Annotated in this window: 14 protein-coding genes; 9 read left to right on the top strand and 5 right to left on the bottom strand. The window is 57.1% G+C overall.

What is annotated here, in order from left to right:
• Positions 1 to 3: 3 nt before the first annotated feature.
• Entirely contained in the window at positions 4 to 642 is a 639-nt protein-coding gene (locus KKW20_RS07040) for a TRAP transporter small permease subunit (RefSeq protein WP_214567164.1), read from the top strand.
• Complete coding sequence (locus tag KKW20_RS07035; protein ID WP_214567163.1) at positions 642 to 2,042, top strand: TRAP transporter large permease; 1,401 nt, start codon at positions 642 to 644, stop codon at positions 2,040 to 2,042. The genes KKW20_RS07040 and KKW20_RS07035 overlap by 1 nt, the downstream gene beginning before the upstream one ends.
• 72 nt (positions 2,043 to 2,114) lie before the next feature.
• Here KKW20_RS07035 and KKW20_RS07030 read toward each other — a convergent pair whose 3' ends face one another.
• A complete protein-coding gene (locus KKW20_RS07030) occupies positions 2,115 to 4,736 on the bottom strand; it encodes an ATP-dependent helicase (protein ID WP_214567162.1) in 2,622 nt (873 codons plus the stop codon).
• Between the two features lie 219 nt (positions 4,737 to 4,955).
• Here KKW20_RS07030 and topA point away from each other — a divergent pair, with 219 nt between their 5' ends.
• Positions 4,956 to 7,562 carry a type I DNA topoisomerase gene (topA, locus tag KKW20_RS07025; RefSeq protein WP_214567161.1) on the top strand — a complete coding sequence of 869 codons (2,607 nt, stop codon included), beginning with the start codon at positions 4,956 to 4,958 and terminating at the stop codon, positions 7,560 to 7,562.
• Positions 7,563 to 7,612: 50 nt separating this feature from the next.
• Here topA and KKW20_RS07020 read toward each other — a convergent pair whose 3' ends face one another.
• Both KKW20_RS07020 and KKW20_RS07015 read right to left on the bottom strand, forming a co-directional pair.
• Positions 7,613 to 8,098, bottom strand: a complete 486-nt coding sequence (locus KKW20_RS07020) for a helix-turn-helix transcriptional regulator (RefSeq protein ID WP_214567160.1) — start codon at positions 8,096 to 8,098, stop codon at positions 7,613 to 7,615.
• A 71-nt stretch (positions 8,099 to 8,169) separates the two neighbouring features.
• A complete protein-coding gene (locus KKW20_RS07015) occupies positions 8,170 to 8,904 on the bottom strand; it encodes a hypothetical protein (RefSeq protein ID WP_214567159.1) in 735 nt (244 codons plus the stop codon).
• A 228-nt stretch (positions 8,905 to 9,132) separates the two neighbouring features.
• Here KKW20_RS07015 and KKW20_RS07010 point away from each other — a divergent pair, with 228 nt between their 5' ends.
• The 5 genes from KKW20_RS07010 (at position 9,133) to KKW20_RS06990 (ending at position 13,746) form a co-directional block, all read left to right on the top strand.
• A complete protein-coding gene (locus KKW20_RS07010; protein ID WP_214567158.1) occupies positions 9,133 to 9,828 on the top strand; it encodes a CoA transferase subunit A in 696 nt (231 codons plus the stop codon).
• Positions 9,829 to 9,831: 3 nt separating this feature from the next.
• Positions 9,832 to 10,458: a 3-oxoacid CoA-transferase subunit B gene (locus KKW20_RS07005; RefSeq protein ID WP_214567157.1), complete on the top strand. Its 627-nt coding sequence runs from the start codon at positions 9,832 to 9,834 to the stop codon at positions 10,456 to 10,458.
• Between the two features lie 181 nt (positions 10,459 to 10,639).
• Positions 10,640 to 11,674: a lysylphosphatidylglycerol synthase transmembrane domain-containing protein gene (locus KKW20_RS07000; RefSeq protein ID WP_214567156.1), complete on the top strand. Its 1,035-nt coding sequence runs from the start codon at positions 10,640 to 10,642 to the stop codon at positions 11,672 to 11,674.
• Positions 11,675 to 11,695: 21 nt separating this feature from the next.
• The gene (locus KKW20_RS06995; RefSeq protein WP_214567155.1) at positions 11,696 to 13,006 is read left to right on the top strand and encodes an FAD-binding oxidoreductase; all 1,311 of its coding nucleotides are present in this window, start codon (positions 11,696 to 11,698) and stop codon (positions 13,004 to 13,006) included.
• A gap of 5 nt (positions 13,007 to 13,011) precedes the next feature.
• Entirely contained in the window at positions 13,012 to 13,746 is a 735-nt protein-coding gene (locus KKW20_RS06990) for an SDR family NAD(P)-dependent oxidoreductase (RefSeq protein WP_214567328.1), read from the top strand.
• A gap of 112 nt (positions 13,747 to 13,858) precedes the next feature.
• Here KKW20_RS06990 and KKW20_RS06985 read toward each other — a convergent pair whose 3' ends face one another.
• Positions 13,859 to 15,292: a UbiA family prenyltransferase gene (locus KKW20_RS06985; RefSeq protein WP_214567154.1), complete on the bottom strand. Its 1,434-nt coding sequence runs from the start codon at positions 15,290 to 15,292 to the stop codon at positions 13,859 to 13,861.
• Between the two features lies 1 nt (position 15,293).
• On the bottom strand, positions 15,294 to 16,130 hold the full coding sequence (locus tag KKW20_RS06980; protein WP_214567153.1) for a lytic transglycosylase domain-containing protein: 837 nt from the start codon (positions 16,128 to 16,130) through the stop codon (positions 15,294 to 15,296).
• 403 nt (positions 16,131 to 16,533) lie between these two features.
• Between KKW20_RS06980 and KKW20_RS06975 the strand changes: the two genes are divergently transcribed.
• Positions 16,534 to 16,731: a Flp family type IVb pilin gene (locus KKW20_RS06975; protein WP_214567152.1), complete on the top strand. Its 198-nt coding sequence runs from the start codon at positions 16,534 to 16,536 to the stop codon at positions 16,729 to 16,731.
• Positions 16,732 to 16,785: the final 54 nt, after the last annotated feature.

Raw genomic sequence — 16,785 nt, 5'->3', positions numbered from 1 at the left:
GCAATGGCTGGAACCTCTCTTGTTATGTCGGATGGCAGTCTTGTCAGCCGATTGGATCGTCGTCTCTATGCTGTGGAGAGCCTGTTTGCGCTGCTGTCCGGCTTGGCGGTATTTTCCCTTATGGTCCTGGCCGTTGTCTCGGTGTCCGGACGCAACTTTGCCAATCACCCCCTGCCCGGCTATGTTGACTGGATCGAACAAGCGATGCCGCTTATTGCGTTCATGGGCATTTCCTATGTGCAACGTGACGGCGGACATATCCGCATGGATATGCTGGTGGGGGCCTTGCGGGGCCGCGCGCTTTATGCCGCGGAATTTATAAACACGTTGGCCATTTTTCTTTTGATGGTGATGATGGTTTGGGGCAGTTGGGCCCATTTTGACCGCAGCTTTGACATCACCGCCCCATTGTGGAGCCGCGACAGCTCGATGGATATTGCCTTGCCCCTGTGGCCCGCAAAGCTTCTGGCCCCTGTGGCGTTTACCATCTTATGTCTGCGTCTCATCCTACAACTTTGGGCTTACGGGCACGCCTTTATCACCCGTGCTGAACGCCCCATCGCCGTGCCCATGGTTGCCGATGCCGTCACCCAGGCCGCAATGGAAGCCGACACAGTGACCAGCCCAAAGGAGGACCACTGATGGAGTCCATTGATATCGGCCTCATCGTCACCGCAGGCATGTTGGCTCTGGTGCTGTTGGGCATGCGCGTGGCCTTTGCGGCGGGCCTGGCCGGACTGATTGGCCTGACTTGGATTTTCTGGGCCAAATTCGGCTATGACCCTGATAAGTTTACGAAAGCCCTGACCATTTCGGTAAAAACCGCAGGACAGGTGCCGCATTCAAAGATCGCGTCCCAAGCGCTGTCACTGATCCCAACCTTCATCCTGATCGGCTATCTCGCCTATTACGCAGGCCTGACCAAAGCCTTGTTTGAGGCGGCCAAACGCTGGCTTGCCTGGGTGCCGGGGGGGTTGGCGGTTTCAACCATCTTTGCCACAGCGGGGTTTGCCGCGGTGTCTGGCGCATCGGTCGCCACCTCCGCCGTCTTTGCCCGCATTGCCATCCCCGAGATGCTGGCCATCGGGTATGACAAACGCTTTGCGGCAGGGGTTGTGGCGGCGGGCGGCACCTTGGCCTCACTCATCCCACCCTCGGCGATTCTGGTGATCTACGCTATTATCGTGGAGCAAGACGTGGGCAAGCTCCTGCTCGCGGGGTTTATTCCCGGTGCATTTTCCGCCGTCATTTACGGGCTATTGATCATCGGTCTTGCGCTGACGTTCAAAGGGTTTGGACCACGCGTCACGGGGTTCACATGGCGGCAACGCTTTGCGTCATTGCCACCTGCCTTGCCCATTCTGGTGGTGGTCGCCACCATTATCCTCTTTGTTTACAATCCTTTCGGCGGTGACGCTTGGGGGACCCCAACAGAAGGCGGCGCAATTGGCGCCTTTGTGGTCTTTCTTATGGCGCTTTATCGTGGGATGCGCTGGTCCGAGCTGAAATCCGCCCTTCTGGAAACCGCCAAACTGTCCGCGATGATTTTCACCATCATCTGGGGCGTGCTGATTTACGTGCGGTTCTTGGGCTTTGCTGATCTGCCCGGCGCCTTTTCCGACTGGATCACCTCGCTCACCCTGTCACCAATGCTGATTCTCGTCTGCATCCTGCTGGCTTATGCGGTATTGGGCATGTTCATGGATGCAATTGGCATGCTGCTTCTAACCCTGCCCGTGGTCTACCCGGCGGTGATGGCATTGAATGGCGGCGAGTTCGTCGCGGCCACCGACAGCGCCTTCGGTATGTCCGGCCCAATGTGTGCGATTTGGTTTGGGATTTTGGTGGTGAAAATGGCCGAATTCTGCCTGATCACCCCCCCCATTGGCCTCAATTGCTTTGTGGTGGCTGGCGTGCGCGATGATTTGACAGTGCAAGATGTGTTCAAAGGGGTGACGCCGTTTTTCATCGCAGATGCGGTGACCATCGCATTGCTCGTGGCGTTTCCATGGATTGTGCTGTGGCTGCCGAGCCAAGTGTGAACGCTCTGATTTCAAATAGAAAAGGGCGGCCTCTGGTGCCGCCCTTTTTACATTACGACCACACACGCAGCCCTAAAACGGCACATCGCCCGCCTCGGATGCCAGAACAATAAACTTGGAAATCACCTTTTTCGCACCGGCTTTGTCAAATTCGATGTCCAGCTTGTCGCCTTCGATCCCCATCACGGTGCCATAGCCGAATTTCTGATGAAACACCCTGTTGCCTTGGGTAAAGGACGACACCGCCGCCATATCAATCACCAACCCACGCGTCTCGCTTGGGCTGGATTTTGCACGCAACCGCCCGCCGGTGTTTTCCTGCATCCGCTTCCAACCCGGCGAGTTATAGGCATCCGCGCGCAGGGCTTGTTCTTCGATCTTAGACCCAACACCAGACACACCCCCCGCCGCGCCATAATTGCCGCCATACAGTCCCGGCGGGGTCAGCACATCCACATGTTCTTCGGGCAATTCATCCACAAACCGCGACGGCAATTGTGACTGCCATTGGCCATAGACCAACCGGTTTGCCGCAAAGGAAATGGTACAGATTTTCTCCGCCCGCGTGATGCCCACATAGGCCAGACGCCGCTCTTCTTCGAGGCCCTTAAGCCCGCTTTCATCCATCGAACGCTGCGACGGAAACAGACCATCTTCCCAACCCGGCAAAAACACCGCCGGGTATTCCAGCCCTTTGGCGGCATGCAGCGTCATGATGGTGACTTTTTCTTCCGAGCTTTCGCTTTCATTGTCCATGATCAGCGAGACATGCTCCAAGAACCCTTGAAGATTTTCGAACCCTTCCAGTGCTTTGACCAATTCCTTAAGGTTCTCAAGCCGCCCCGGCGCCTCGGGCGTTTTATCGTTCATCCAATGCGTGGTGTAGCCCGACTCATCTAGGAGACACTCTGCTAGTAGGACATGGTCGCCATTCAAAACCTTAATATCGCGTTGAAGTAGCTCAATTCTGGATTGGCACTGCTTTACAGCATCTTCACACATTTCAATTTGTGCTTTGCGATCCTCCTCTGACAGCTCCCCGTCATAAGAATCCGATTGAAGCAACTCAGCTTGAACAAAAAGCTCGTTCGTTTTCTGGTCAAGTTCAGAGATTGTAACTTCACAATCATGAATCGCGACTTGGCTCCCCACATTCACAACAAAGAAGTGCCAACGATCCAATCCGCCCACGAGCTCACAGAGACCTTTGCCGCCCTTACCTTTGATCTCGCCCTGCTCGACCGCGATACGCGCGCCTTCGACCAACGAGACGCCATTTTGGTTTGATAGGTCACGTATTTTTCTCAGAGCAACATCGCCCAACCCGCGGCGCGGCGTGTTCACGATCCGCTCAAACGCCAGATCATCGTCCTGACTGACCGCAAGGCGGAAATAGGCCATTGCATCGCGGATTTCCAAGCGCTCATAAAAGCGCGGCCCGCCGATCACCCGGTAGGGCAATCCAATGGTCAAAAACCGATCTTCAAAGGCGCGCATCTGGTGCGACGCGCGCACCAAAATCGCCATATCATCCAGCGACAGAGGGTCATTGCCACGGGTGCCACGCTGCATCGCCTCCAGCTCTTCGCCGACCCAGCGCGCCTCTTCGTTGCCATCCCAATGGCCAATCAGACGCAGCTTGTCGCCGCCTTCCGCATCAGTCCAAAGCTCTTTGCCCAGCCGCCCTTCGTTGCCACGAATGACACCTGCCGCAGCCCCCAGAATATGCGCGGTGGAGCGGTAATTTTGCTCAAGCTTCACAACTTTTGCGCCGGGGAAATCGGCCTCAAACCGCAAAATATTGCCCACTTCGGCCCCGCGCCAACCGTAAATCGACTGGTCATCGTCACCGACGCAACAGATATTTTTATGCCCCGCCGCCAGCAGCCTTAGCCACAGATATTGCGCCACATTGGTATCTTGGTATTCGTCCACAAGGATATAGCGAAACCAGGTCTGATATTGCTTTAGAATGTCATCGTGGCGCTGGAAAATTGTGACCATATGCAACAGCAAATCACCAAAATCACAGGCGTTCAACGTCTTGAGGCGTTCTTGATATTGGTGATACAGATCAACACCTTGACCGTTAAACGCGCTGGCATCCCCGGTGGGCACCTGCGCCGGGGTCCAGGCCCGGTTTTTCCAATTGTCAATCACGCCAGACAGCAGACGCGCAGGCCAGCGTTTTTCGTCAATATTCGCGGCCACAATCAACTGTTTCAACAGCCGATTCTGATCATCAGTGTCCAGAATGGTAAAGTTCGATTTCAGCCCCACAAGTTCCGCGTGACGACGCAGAAGTTTCACACAGATCGAATGGAACGTGCCCATCCACGGCATCCCTTCCACCGTTTGGCCCAAAAGGTTCGCCACCCGGCTCTTCATCTCGCGCGCGGCTTTGTTGGTGAAGGTCACTGACAGGATTTCATTGGGCCGCGCTTGGCCTGTATTCAAAAGATGCGCGATACGCGTCGTCAGGGCTTTGGTCTTGCCCGTGCCCGCACCCGCCAGCATCAAAACCGGGCCATCCAATGCCTCAACCGCTTCGCGTTGCGCGGGGTTCAACCCGTCCAAATAGGGGGCCGGCCGCGGCGCCGCCAGCCCCATCGCCCGCTGGGACAAAGGCACTTTGGGCGCAGATTGCACAGGCTCGATCGGCTCAAACAGGTCATCATCATCAAAATCGCTCATGCCCTCTCTTACCAACCGATAAGACACAGGGAAAGGGGGCGTTCCGCAAATGTTCCACCTTTGGCTTAAATCCGGTGAAATTTCCCGCCCCCTAAAGGGGGCGCGACAACACACCCCCTATTATAAAGTGAAGCGCCATTGACAAGCCCCCCGGTCAGGCCACATTTACGACCCCCAAGAGAAGACCGCCAAGCGGCCACACCCAATCGAGAGAATTTCATGCCCGTCGTTGTTGTTGAAAGCCCGGCAAAAGCCAAAACGATTAATAAGTACCTCGGCAAAGACTATACTGTGCTGGCCTCTTACGGCCACGTACGGGACCTGCCGGCGAAAAACGGATCCGTCGACCCCGACCATGAATTTGACATGGTGTGGGAGATCGGAGCGGATTCGCGCAAACACGTCAAAGCGATCGCCGACGCGCTGAAAGAAGACAACGCCCTGATCCTCGCAACCGACCCCGACCGCGAGGGAGAGGCGATTTCGTGGCACCTTGAAGAAGCGTTGCGCAAGCGCCGCTCGATCAAGAAAGACACGCCCGTCAGCCGCGTGACCTTTAATGCGATCACCAAAGATGCCGTTTTGGAAGCCATGGCCAACCCGCGCCAAGTGGACACCGATTTGGTCGAAGCATATCTGGCCCGCCGTGCGCTCGATTACCTCGTGGGGTTCAACCTGTCGCCCGTGTTGTGGCGCAAGCTGCCCGGTGCGCGGTCGGCTGGCCGGGTGCAATCCGTGTGTCTGCGCCTGATTGTGGAACGCGAAGAAGAGATCGAGGCGTTTAACAACAAAGAATACTGGTCCGTGAAAGCCATGCTGACCACCCCGCGTGGGCAGGAGTTTGAAGCCAAACTGACCGTGCTTGGCGGCGATAAGCTTGATAAACACGGGCTGGGCAATGAAACCGCGGCGGAACTTGCGGTTCAGGCGATCACCTCACGCGATTTGACGGTGCAATCGGTGGAAGCCAAACCCGCCAATCGCAACCCCTCGCCGCCCTTTATGACCTCGACGCTACAGCAAGAAGCCAGCCGCAAGTTCGGCTTTGGCGCACGGCAAACCATGTCGACCGCCCAGCGCCTGTATGAGGCCGGGTACATCACCTATATGCGGACCGACGGCATTGATATGGCACCCGAGGCCGTGGCCGAGGCACGCGCCGAAATCTCGTCGCGTTACGGCAAGGATTTCATCCCCGCCAAACCTCGTGTTTACAAGAACAAAGCCAAAAACGCACAAGAAGCCCACGAATGTATTCGACCCACGGATATGTCCGTGGACGCGGCCGCTTTGGCGCGACTGGAGCCTGATCAGCGCAAGCTTTACGACCTGATCTGGAAGCGTACCTTGGCGTCCCAAATGGACAGTGCTCGGTTTGAACGCACCACCGTTGAGGTGGGATCCGCCGACGGTCAAGTGGGCCTGCGCGCCACCGGTCAAGTGGTTGTGTTTGAAGGCTTCTTGAAGGTTTACGAAGAAGGTCGCGATGACGCGGTGGTTGACGATGACGACAAGCGTTTGCCGCAAATCATGCAGGGTGAGCCCGCGCAAAAAGGCATCATCACGCCCGAACAACACTTCACCCAACCGCCGCCCCGCTACACCGAGGCGACATTGGTGAAACGGATGGAAGAGCTGGGCATTGGCCGCCCCTCGACCTATGCATCTGTGATCACCACAATCCAAGATCGCGAATACGTCCGCAAAGACAAAAACCGCCTGTTCCCCGAGGACAAAGGCCGGATTGTGACCATCTTCTTGATGAATTTCTTCCGCAAATATGTGGGTTATGAATTCACCGCAAATCTGGAAGACGAGCTGGACACCGTCTCCGCAGGCGAATTGAATTACAAAGACGTGCTGAACCGGTTCTGGCGCGACTTTTCCGCCGCCATTGGCGAAACGTCTGAGTTGCGCATCTCGGAAGTGCTCGACAAGCTTGACGCCGCATTGGCCCCTCAGCTTTATCCGCCCCGCGAAGATGGCACCGACCCGCGCGCCTGCCCCAAATGTGGCACCGGCAGCCTGCACCTCAAAACCTCGCGCACCGGCGGGTTTGTCGGCTGTGGCAACTACCCCGAGTGTAACTACACCCGCCCAATCTCAGGCGAAGGGGCCGAAGGATACGAACGTGTTCTGGGCGAAGACAACGGGGATGAAATCCACCTGAAATCCGGCCGTTTCGGACCTTATGTGCAGCGTGGCGAACCCACACCCGAGAACAAGAAACCGCCGCGGTCCTCGCTGCCCAAACAGGGCAAGGAATACCTACCTGGTTGGGGGCCAAACGAGCTGACGTTTGAACAGGCTCTGACGCTTTTAACCCTGCCGCGCGAAATCGGACAGCACCCAGACGGCGGCGTGATCCTAGCAAACCTCGGCCGTTTCGGGCCTTATATTGCCCACCAAAAACCTGATGAAGAGAAACCCGTTTATGTGAACCTCAAAGAAACACTGGATGTCTTTGAGATTGGCATGAACCGCGCTGTGGAAATGTTGGCCGAAAAGCGTGCCAATCCCGGACGCGGGCGTCGGGCTGCGGCTAAAGCCTTGAAAGAACTGGGGGAACACCCGGAGGATGGCGGCGCGGTAAACGTGATGGAAGGCCGCTATGGTCCTTACGTGAAATGGGAGAAGGTCAATGCGACCATCCCCAATGATGTAAAGCCCGAAGACGTGACCATGGAAATGGCCGTTGGCTGGATTGCCGAGAAAACCGCCAAGAAAAAACCGGCGCGCAAGAAGGCGGCCCCCAAGAAAAAAGCCGCCGCCAAGACGCCGGCGGCGAAAAAGGCCGCACCGAAAAAGGCGGCCGCCAAAAAGTGATTGAATGACAGAACCGGGCGCTCACTGATGCGCGCGCCCGGTTCGTGTTCTCAGCCATCGTCAAACAGCAATTCGTCGATCAATGCCCCCAACAGCTGGGTGCGGTTTTTCACCCCGGCCTTGCGGTAGATGGCGTTGTTTTGCGACTTCACAGTGCCCTGACTGGTGCTGCGGGCGTCGGCAATTTCGGCCAAAGTCAGCCCTTTCACCGTTAACAGCGCGACGTCGCGTTCGGCTGTGGAAAGCTGCCATTTTTCAAACTGCTGTTGGACCATTGCGTTAAATTCACCGCGCGCCGCACGCAAACGAAACTCGACATCTTCGTTGCGTTGGCTCAGCATAAGTTGGGCGCGATAGATAAACACCCCCCCGATGATAAAGCCCACGAGCGTGGCCAATTCTGTCACTTCGTGAATGAACCAATCGGCGCGGATCAGCCAGATCCCGGTCACCTCTCCGAACAATTCGAGTATAAAAACCCCGGCGGACAGAGCAAACAAAACCGCACCAATACGGGCCGGGAGTTTTGCGTTCATGATTTTGTCTCCAATGTGAATACTGTACGGGAAGGGAGCCGGTGGCATCGTTTCATGCCACCGGAGAGAGATCAATCGTCGCCGTGGTCGTCATCACCATGGTCGTCGTTACCATGGTCGTCATCACCGTGGTCATCGTTGCCGTGGTCGTCGTTGCTGTCATTGTTGTGATCACTGCCACCGTCATCCTGACCGTTATGGTCGTTGCCGTTATCATCGCTGCCGTTGTCATCCTGGCCGTTGCGATCGCTGCCGTTATCGTCCTGACCGTTATGATCGCTGCCGTTATCATCCCGGCCGTTATGGTCGCTGCCGTTGTCATCCTGACCGTTGTGGTCGCTGCCGTTATCATCGCTGCCGTTGTCATCCTGACCGTTATGGTCGCTGCCGTTATCGTCCTGGCCATTGTCATCCTGACCGTTGTGGTCGCTGCCGTTATCATCCTGACCGTTGTGGTCGCTGCCGTTATCATCCTGACCGTTGTGGTCGCTGCCACTGTCATCATAGCTATGGCTGCCGGCGGTGGTTACACTTGCCGACGCGGTTTCCGACCCGCGCTTATTGCCATGGCTCGGGTCAAACCGATCGCGCAAAACGGTGCCATCCTTGCCCAAGACGATTTCACGCTCGCCCACCGGGCCCTCGGCTTTGATCCGGGTGTTGCCAAACAGTGTTTTCGAAACGCGCACTTCCGTAAATCCTTTGCCGCTCAGCGACTGAATCACGCCTTGCTTCGTGCTTTGCGCGGCCACAGGCAGGGCCAGAACGGACAAGATGGCGGCGATGGAGAGTTTTTTCATGAACATTTGGATTTTCCTTTTGTTGATCCGATGCCCTGAACCTGCGCCTGCTTTCCACCCATGAATATTGGACTTTGGATGAGAATCCCTTCAATAACCCAAAGTTATATCCCCCCTTTTCGGCGCTTTCCCCTAGGTAGAAATACCCGAAACCCCAATTTTCTTTGTGTTTCGTTGACACCGCCCCCCTTCACGCGCCAGAACCTTGATCAGAACAGACGAGAGGACAGTTTCATGAAAAAGGTATACGGCTCGGCGGCCGAAGCTCTGGACGGGCTTTTGACCGACGACATGCTGATTGCCGCAGGCGGTTTTGGCCTGTGTGGCATCCCCGAATTGCTTCTGGAAGCGATCAAAGACAGCGGCGTCAAAAACCTGACCTTCGCGTCAAACAACGCGGGCGTGGATGATTTTGGCATTGGCATTTTGTTGCAGACCAAACAGGTCTCCAAGATGATCTCGTCTTACGTGGGTGAAAACGCGGAATTCATGCGCCAGTATCTCTCGGGCGAGCTTGAGCTGGAATTTAACCCCCAAGGCACGCTGGCCGAACGCATGCGCGCCGCCGGTCACGGCATCCCCGGATTTTACACCAAAACCGGCGTGGGCACCGTGATTGCAGAAGGCAAAGAGCACAAGGATTTCAATGGCGAGACCTATATCCTTGAAGAAGGCATCTTTGCGGATCTCTCGATCGTAAAAGCGTGGAAAGCGGATGCCACAGGCAACCTCGTTTTCCGCAAAACTGCCCGCAACTTCAACCCGCCCGCCGCCATGTGTGGCAAAACCTGTGTGGTTGAGGTCGAGGAAATCGTGCCAACCGGGTCACTTGATCCCGACAGCATCCACCTGCCGGGCATCTACGTGCATCGCATCATCCAAGGCGACCACGAAAAACGCATCGAACAACGCACCGTACGGGAGGGGTAATCCATGTGGGATCGTAATCAAATGGCCGCCCGCGCGGCACAAGAACTGCAAGACGGTTGGTATGTGAACCTTGGCATCGGCATTCCGACGCTGGTGTCCAACTACATCCCCGAGGGGGTCGAAGTGACGCTGCAATCGGAAAACGGCATGCTCGGCATGGGGCCTTTTCCCACCGAAGATGAGATCGACGCGGATCTGATTAACGCCGGCAAGCAAACCATCACCGAACTGCCACAAACCGCCTATTTCGACAGCTCGATGAGCTTTGGCATGATCCGTGGTGGCAAGATTGCCATGGCGATCCTGGGCGCAATGGAAGTGGACGAAAACGGCGACCTCGCCAACTGGATGATCCCCGGCAAGCTCGTGAAAGGCATGGGGGGCGCTATGGATCTGGTGGCGGGCGTGGGCCGCGTGGTGGTTGTGATGGATCACACCAACAAACACGGCGACAGCAAAGTGCTGAAATCCTGTACCCTGCCCCTGACAGGTCAAAAAGTCGTCGACCGCATCATCACCAACCTTGGTGTGCTGGATGTGGTTGAGGGTGGCCTCAAGATCGTCGAGACCGCTGATGGCGTGACCGAAGACGAACTGCGCGCCGCGACCGAGGCAACCATCGTCAACTAAACGTCCAACGGATCATTCCATTGAACAACCAAGGGCTCCCATCCGGGGGCCCTTTTGCGTCCTATCCCCAAGCCAATGTCACATCCCGTTAGACAATCCCCACATTTCGTAAAATCCCTCGCCATTTCCCGTATTGTTTCATATTCTCGCCTCAATCCTGCGACAAAACGCGGACATGAGCATGAGCAGTACACACTCCATCCCCCAATCCGCGTCCCCCGACACCGGGGCCGACACTGGGACCAACGCGGGGACCGCCCCCAATCGCCGTTTGCGCGATACTTTGGTGCTGGGCGGGTTGTTTGCCCTCATGCTGGCCGGGTTAATCGGTCTGGCCGCCGCCACCGGATGGGAAGAAACCCGCGCCCAAATCGCCAAGCTGTCGCTTTGGCAAATTGCGGCGCTCCTCCTTCTGTCGCTCGTCAATTACCTCTTTCGCGGGCTGCGCTGGCATCTGTTTGCCCGCCGCTTGGGCCTGCCCACACATCTTGTCCAAAACCTGCGTCATTTCCTTGGCGGCTTTGCCATGTCCGTCACACCCGGCCGTGTGGGGGAACTGGTGCGCATGCGTTGGCTAAGACGCGAAACCGGTTGGGCCTTTGAACGCACCGCGCCCTTGGTGCTGGTCGATCGCGCCTCGGATCTCACTGCCATGGCCGTGATCCTCGCCGTTTCCCTCTCCATGTCGATGAAAGGCATCGCAGGCGGCGTGCCTGTGGCCATGCTTGCGCTGATCGCGGGTTTCATCGCCACCCGCCCCAAACTCCTAGCCGCTGTCGCCACTTTCGGCCACCGCATCACCGGACGGTTTGCCCGACTTTGGGTGCGCATCCGTCGCGCCGCAGGCTCGCTTTCGGCCTTTTCCTCGCCCAGCCTAATGGGGTTTGCCGCCCTTTTGGGGGTGGTGGGCTGGATCGCCGAGGGCTATGCCTTTCACCTGTTGCTTGTTTGGCTGGGATCTAACATCGGCTTTGCCACGGCAGTTGCGATCTTTGTGTTTTCCACCCTCGCAGGCGGGCTGACCGGCGCGCCCGGCGGTGTTGGCGGGGCAGAAGCAGCGATGATCGCGCTCCTCTCACTCGAAGGCGTCCCGCTTGAGGTCTCCATTCCCGCGACCGCCATCATCCGCGTCACAACCCTTTGGTTTGCCATTGGCCTTGGCCTCGCCATTTTCCCAATCGCAGAGAAATACTCCCTAAAAAGCACCCGCGTTTAAGCCGGGGCAAGAAAGAACGACATGAGCTGGAAGACAACAGAATATACAGGCTGGGGGCGGGTATTATCCGCCAACGGACAGCTGGCCCGCCCAGAGCGCGCCCGCGCCTTAAGCGAGATTGCAAAGACGCCCTGCCCCGCCATCGGCAACCGCCGGTCCTACGGCGATGCGGCGTTAAATTCTGACGGCAAAGCGATCGACATGACCCGGATGAACCGCATCCTTGGCTTTGACGCAGGCACAGGTGTGGTCACGGTTGAGGCCGGGATCACCATCGGCGAGCTTGCACATGTCTTTGCCCCCAAAGGCTGGATCCCGGCGGTCATGCCCGGCACCGGGTTTGCCACGGTGGGCGGCTGTATCGCGCAGGATGTGCACGGTAAAAACCACCACAACGCAGGCAGTTTTGGCCAGCATGTGCTGTCGGTCACCTTGCTGCAAGGCGACAAACGCACCACCGCCACGCCAACGAAGAACAAAGATCTTTTCCGCGCAACCATGGGCGGCATTGGCCAGACCGGTGTGATTGCCGAGGCGAAATTGCAACTGAAACCCTGCGCGGGCGACGTGATGATGGTCACCGAACAGCGCGCGGATAATTGGGATCAGCACATCAACCTTCTGGACGCCAGCACCGCCGAATATTGCGTCGGCTGGATTGACGCCACCGCCACCGGCGGCGCGCTGGGGCGAGGTGTTATTGAAGAGGCAGAGCTGGCCAAAGGGCTTCTGCCCACCGCCAAACCGTCCAAATCCGTGCCGATGAATGCGCCAAACTGGGCGCTTTCCGGCCCCATCGTCCGCGCGTTTAACGCGGCCTACTTCCGCCGGGTTCCGGGATCAGGCAAAAGCTCGGTCAAGCGGATCGACGACTTTTTCTTTCCATTGGATAAGATCCACGACTGGAACCGCCTGTATGGCAAACGCGGCTTTCATCAGTTTCAAAACGTGGTTCCGCTTGATCAGATGGACGCATTGCGCGAAATGCTGGGCCTGATTGCGCGCTCCGGTTTGGCGTCGCCCTTGGCCGTGCTCAAACGCATGGGACCGGGTCGCGCGGGGCATATGTCGTTCCCGATGGAGGGCTATACCCTCGCCGTGGATTTCCCCGCACGCGACAACGCCAAAGACCTGATTGCCCGGCTTGAGGATATGACCAAAGACGCAGGTGGGCGGCTGTATCTGGCCAAAGACGCGCTGGCCACCGGCCCCGCGATCAAAGCAATGTACCCCGAGCATGGCGACTGGACCAAACTGGCCGACAAAGCCGACCCGGACCACGCCTTTGCCACCGACATGACCCGCCGCCTGGACCTGAGGAACGCGATATGAGTGAGATGACACAAACCTGGATCATCCTTGGCGCAACCAGTTCCATGGCGCGCGCCTTTGCCCGTAAGGTCGCGGATCAGGGCGCGGTGGTGCTTCTGGCTGGACGCGATATGGATGATTTGAAACGCAGTGCAGAAGACATGCGCCTGCGCGGCACAGACGCGCGCGCGGTAAAATTTGACGCCCGCGACGCCGAAACATTTGCGCCCATCCTTGCCGAGGCCGACGCCGTAGGGGGCGTGATCAACGCCGCCGTCTTTGTCGGCTCCATGCCGCCCCAGGACGCCATCGACGAAGACCCATCGCTCATCGACGGCACGGTGATGGACAGCTTCACCGGCCCTGCCCGCTTCTTACAATCCTTGGCCCCTTTGATGGAGGCCCGCGGTGCAGGCACTGTGGTGGGCGTGGGATCCGTCGCAGGTGATCGCGGTCGGATCGGCAACTATGTCTACGGCGCGGCGAAAGCAGGTTTTGCCACATACCTCTCTGGCCTACGCAACCGCCTCACCCGGTCCGGTGGCCATGTGGTCACGGTGAAACCCGGCTTTGTCGACACCGCAATGACATGGGACGTCGAAGGCATGTTCCTTGTGGCGTCCCCTGACAAAGTCGCAAGTGACCTGATGCGCGCGGTTGAGAAGAAAAAGAACGTGATCTACACGCCGTTTTTCTGGCGCTACATCATGTTGATCATTCGGCACATCCCAGAATTCATTTTCAAGAAGATGTCGATCTGACGACCCAATCAGGACCAAACACAAAGGGGGCCGCGACGCCCCCTTTTTTCTTGTCAAAAATATCCTCGCCGAAGGCGAAATATCTACATCACGACCCGCACGACCCAGCGGATCAGCCAATCCCAAACCATTGATGCCACAGGCCCGCGGCGTAAAACATGATCGCCATGGTCATCAGCATCAGCCCAATACCGCGCTTGTCTTTCATCGCAAATACAATCGGGTCGTAATCCTGTTTGCCGTACCATCCCAGCCGCACCATGCGGATCAGCCACCATGCCAGCGGCAGTTCAGCCACCCAAATCAGCCATTGTGTTTTATAAAGCCCAATCGCCTGATCGGTGAAGGAATAGAGGAAAAACGCCACCAAAGCCGCCACAACGCCCAGCCCCGCAACATTCAGCAGGTCTGGCCGATCCGGGCGACCGTAGCCGCGCCCGGGAAGGCGCGCGTCCGAGGTGGCCAATGTCAGTTCAGTCAACCGTTTCACACAGCCAAGCGCCATAAACACCGGGAAGATGAACACCAACAAATACCCGGTTACAAAAATACCGGTGGCCGCAGCCCCCGCGACCACCCGCAGCGTATAAAGGCTGGCCAGCACCGCGATATCGACCCAACGCATGCGTTTCAGTTTCAATGAATAGGCCAGCGACAGCGTCATATAAAACGCAACCACGCCCAAGAACGCGGGCGACAGGGCCGCCGCCAACCCCAGCGCTAAAGCGGCCAATCCAAAAAATGCCGCCATGCCGACCTGCAAAGGTACGGTGCCTGCCGCAAAGGGACGTGTGCATTTCTTGACATGCAAACGGTCCGCTTCCAAATCCAACAGGTCATTGACCAGATAAATCGCAGAGGCCCCCGCCGAAAAACTGATGATGCCCAGCAGCGCCAGCAAAAGCGTGCTGAGGGAAAAATCATGCGCCGCCACCAAAGGCACCAACAGAAGCACGTTTTTCACCCATTGATGCGGGCGAAAGCTTTTCAACAGGGCCCGCCCCGTCCAGCCGCCCTCAAGCTCGGTCACCTCTTTGCCCAAAGCGCGCATTTCGGTTGCGGATTTTGCATCCCCCACCACATAGGCGTGATCGGCGTGTTTCCAAATCGCTTTATCCACCGGCGCATTGCCAGCGTAGTCAAAGCCACCTTCGCCGAACACCTCTACCAATGCCTCGGCCTTGGCGGATCCTTTCAGGTTCTGGCGTCCTTGCGTGGCAAAGACACGGGTCGACAGCTCATAATGTTCAGCCAGCGGTTTGACCTGCGAAATATGCGAGGCAGAGGCAAGCACAACCTCGCGCCCCTCCCCTTTCGCTTGATCCACCAGCGCCTGCACCGGTTCTGAAACAGGCAACAAATCCACCCGCAGCGGCGCAATCTCTGCCAGTTCCGCTTTCAGCTTGGCCGGATCACTGACATGCTTGAACGAAGTTTTCAGCGTCGCAATCGGATCACGCCCCAGCCCCGCCCAAAAACATTCAAACAACATATCCGTGCGTAAGAATGTGCCGTCCACATCCAGAACCAGCGGTTTTTGCGACATCTTAAGATCCTTTCACTGCAAACACGCAGCCATCGCTTAGGAGTTCTGGCGGCGTCAGGCAAAGCCCGCGCGCCACCCGCCAAGCGGCAAGTACTTTGGGAATATAGGCGCGCGTTTCCGGATAGGGCGGCACGCCTTGATTGTCTTTCACGGCGTTTTCACCCGCATTATATCCGGCCATCGCCAGAATGGGGTCGCCATTGAAGTGTTTTAAGAGCCACGCCATATAGGCCACGCCCCCTTTGATGTTCTGCGCAGGGTCAGAGGCATCTTCGACCCCAAAACGCGCGGCGGTGTCTGGGATCAGTTGCATGACCCCCTGCGCGCCCGCCGAACTGATCGCATCCGCCCGCCCGGCACTTTCCACCGAAATCAACGCCAAAACCCAGGCCGGAGAGACATCCGTGCCGACCGTCGCCTTAAGGATGTTCAACCCGTGGACCTTCGCGATGTCCTGAAGATCTTGCAGACGCGGCGCCGCAAGCCCCTCTTTTTCCTCAAGGGCCACAAAGGCGCGTTGCAGGTTCGCCGGGCCAGATCCATCCTGTTTGGCCGACACCGTGGTCCAGAACCATTCATAACCGCTGGGTTTCAATGCAGCAGCGCCGTCGCCCTTGGGGGCGGTTGCATCCTCAGCCGTGGGAACCGCCAAAGCGGCGGCTTGCTCGGCCGGGTCAATTTGCACCTGGATGCGTTTCCCCGCGCCCGAGGGCACGCCCACCTTTTTAAAGGTAAACTCGGCAAACGGCGGCGGCGCGCTGTCCGCCCGCACCGCACCAGATGAAATTGCCAGCACCAGATGGGCCAACAAAAGGGATTTCGTCACGACGCGCCGCATGATGTGCAACACTGCTCTCTTTGCCTAGGTCAGCTAAACTGTGGATGCTGACGATTTTTAATTGGGTTTTCCCATTTTTCTTGCCCCGATTTTTCGCAAATCCTAGGCAAAAACACCAGAAATTCCTTTCATATTCGGTGCAAAACTGGCCCCAAACACAGTTAAAACACCCTAGAGGTTAATTTTCTTTACTAACATTATTCTTTACTATCAGTCTCTTACGAGAAAATTGTGAAAAAAAATTAAGAAACGCAAAAACGAACGAAACCTGCCCCACTCTTGCCCCATTCCAAGGTCAATTTCTTCCACATGCCGAGCGGCACTGATGAACACCTCAAACGAGGGTCACAGCAAGCCAGCCCGGGAATGAATGCAAATTGGATACCTTTCGGAGGGACGACACATGAAACTTTTTAACCTGATCAACCAATTCACCGCAGATGAAGATGGCGCAGTAACCGTAGACTGGGTTGTTCTGACAGCCGCTATCGTGGGCCTCGGCATCGCCGTTTTGACATCGGTTTCCGGCGGTACAACCGGCCTTGCTTCAAAGATCTCTTCGAAGCTGAACACAATGACCATCATGAACCACGGCGGCTAAGCCAAGCGTTCAAACGATCTGACGAACAACTCTATCAAGGACTGAAACTATGAA

This window comes from Aliiroseovarius lamellibrachiae (assembly GCF_018599245.1).
Classification (GTDB): domain Bacteria; phylum Pseudomonadota; class Alphaproteobacteria; order Rhodobacterales; family Rhodobacteraceae; genus Aliiroseovarius; species Aliiroseovarius lamellibrachiae.
This window is presented reverse-complemented; position numbering and strand designations above follow the sequence as displayed.

Coding starts and splice junctions, on each gene's coding strand:
- KKW20_RS07040 (WP_214567164.1), top strand. CDS start 4: ATGGCTGGAACCTCTCTTGTTATGTCGGATGGCAGTCTTGTCAGCCGA.
- KKW20_RS07035 (WP_214567163.1), top strand. CDS start 642: ATGGAGTCCATTGATATCGGCCTCATCGTCACCGCAGGCATGTTGGCT.
- KKW20_RS07030 (WP_214567162.1), bottom strand. CDS start 4,736: ATGAGCGATTTTGATGATGATGACCTGTTTGAGCCGATCGAGCCTGTG.
- topA (WP_214567161.1), top strand. CDS start 4,956: ATGCCCGTCGTTGTTGTTGAAAGCCCGGCAAAAGCCAAAACGATTAAT.
- KKW20_RS07020 (WP_214567160.1), bottom strand. CDS start 8,098: ATGAACGCAAAACTCCCGGCCCGTATTGGTGCGGTTTTGTTTGCTCTG.
- KKW20_RS07015 (WP_214567159.1), bottom strand. CDS start 8,904: ATGTTCATGAAAAAACTCTCCATCGCCGCCATCTTGTCCGTTCTGGCC.
- KKW20_RS07010 (WP_214567158.1), top strand. CDS start 9,133: ATGAAAAAGGTATACGGCTCGGCGGCCGAAGCTCTGGACGGGCTTTTG.
- KKW20_RS07005 (WP_214567157.1), top strand. CDS start 9,832: ATGTGGGATCGTAATCAAATGGCCGCCCGCGCGGCACAAGAACTGCAA.
- KKW20_RS07000 (WP_214567156.1), top strand. CDS start 10,640: ATGAGCAGTACACACTCCATCCCCCAATCCGCGTCCCCCGACACCGGG.
- KKW20_RS06995 (WP_214567155.1), top strand. CDS start 11,696: ATGAGCTGGAAGACAACAGAATATACAGGCTGGGGGCGGGTATTATCC.
- KKW20_RS06990 (WP_214567328.1), top strand. CDS start 13,012: ATGACACAAACCTGGATCATCCTTGGCGCAACCAGTTCCATGGCGCGC.
- KKW20_RS06985 (WP_214567154.1), bottom strand. CDS start 15,292: ATGTCGCAAAAACCGCTGGTTCTGGATGTGGACGGCACATTCTTACGC.
- KKW20_RS06980 (WP_214567153.1), bottom strand. CDS start 16,130: ATGCGGCGCGTCGTGACGAAATCCCTTTTGTTGGCCCATCTGGTGCTG.
- KKW20_RS06975 (WP_214567152.1), top strand. CDS start 16,534: ATGAAACTTTTTAACCTGATCAACCAATTCACCGCAGATGAAGATGGC.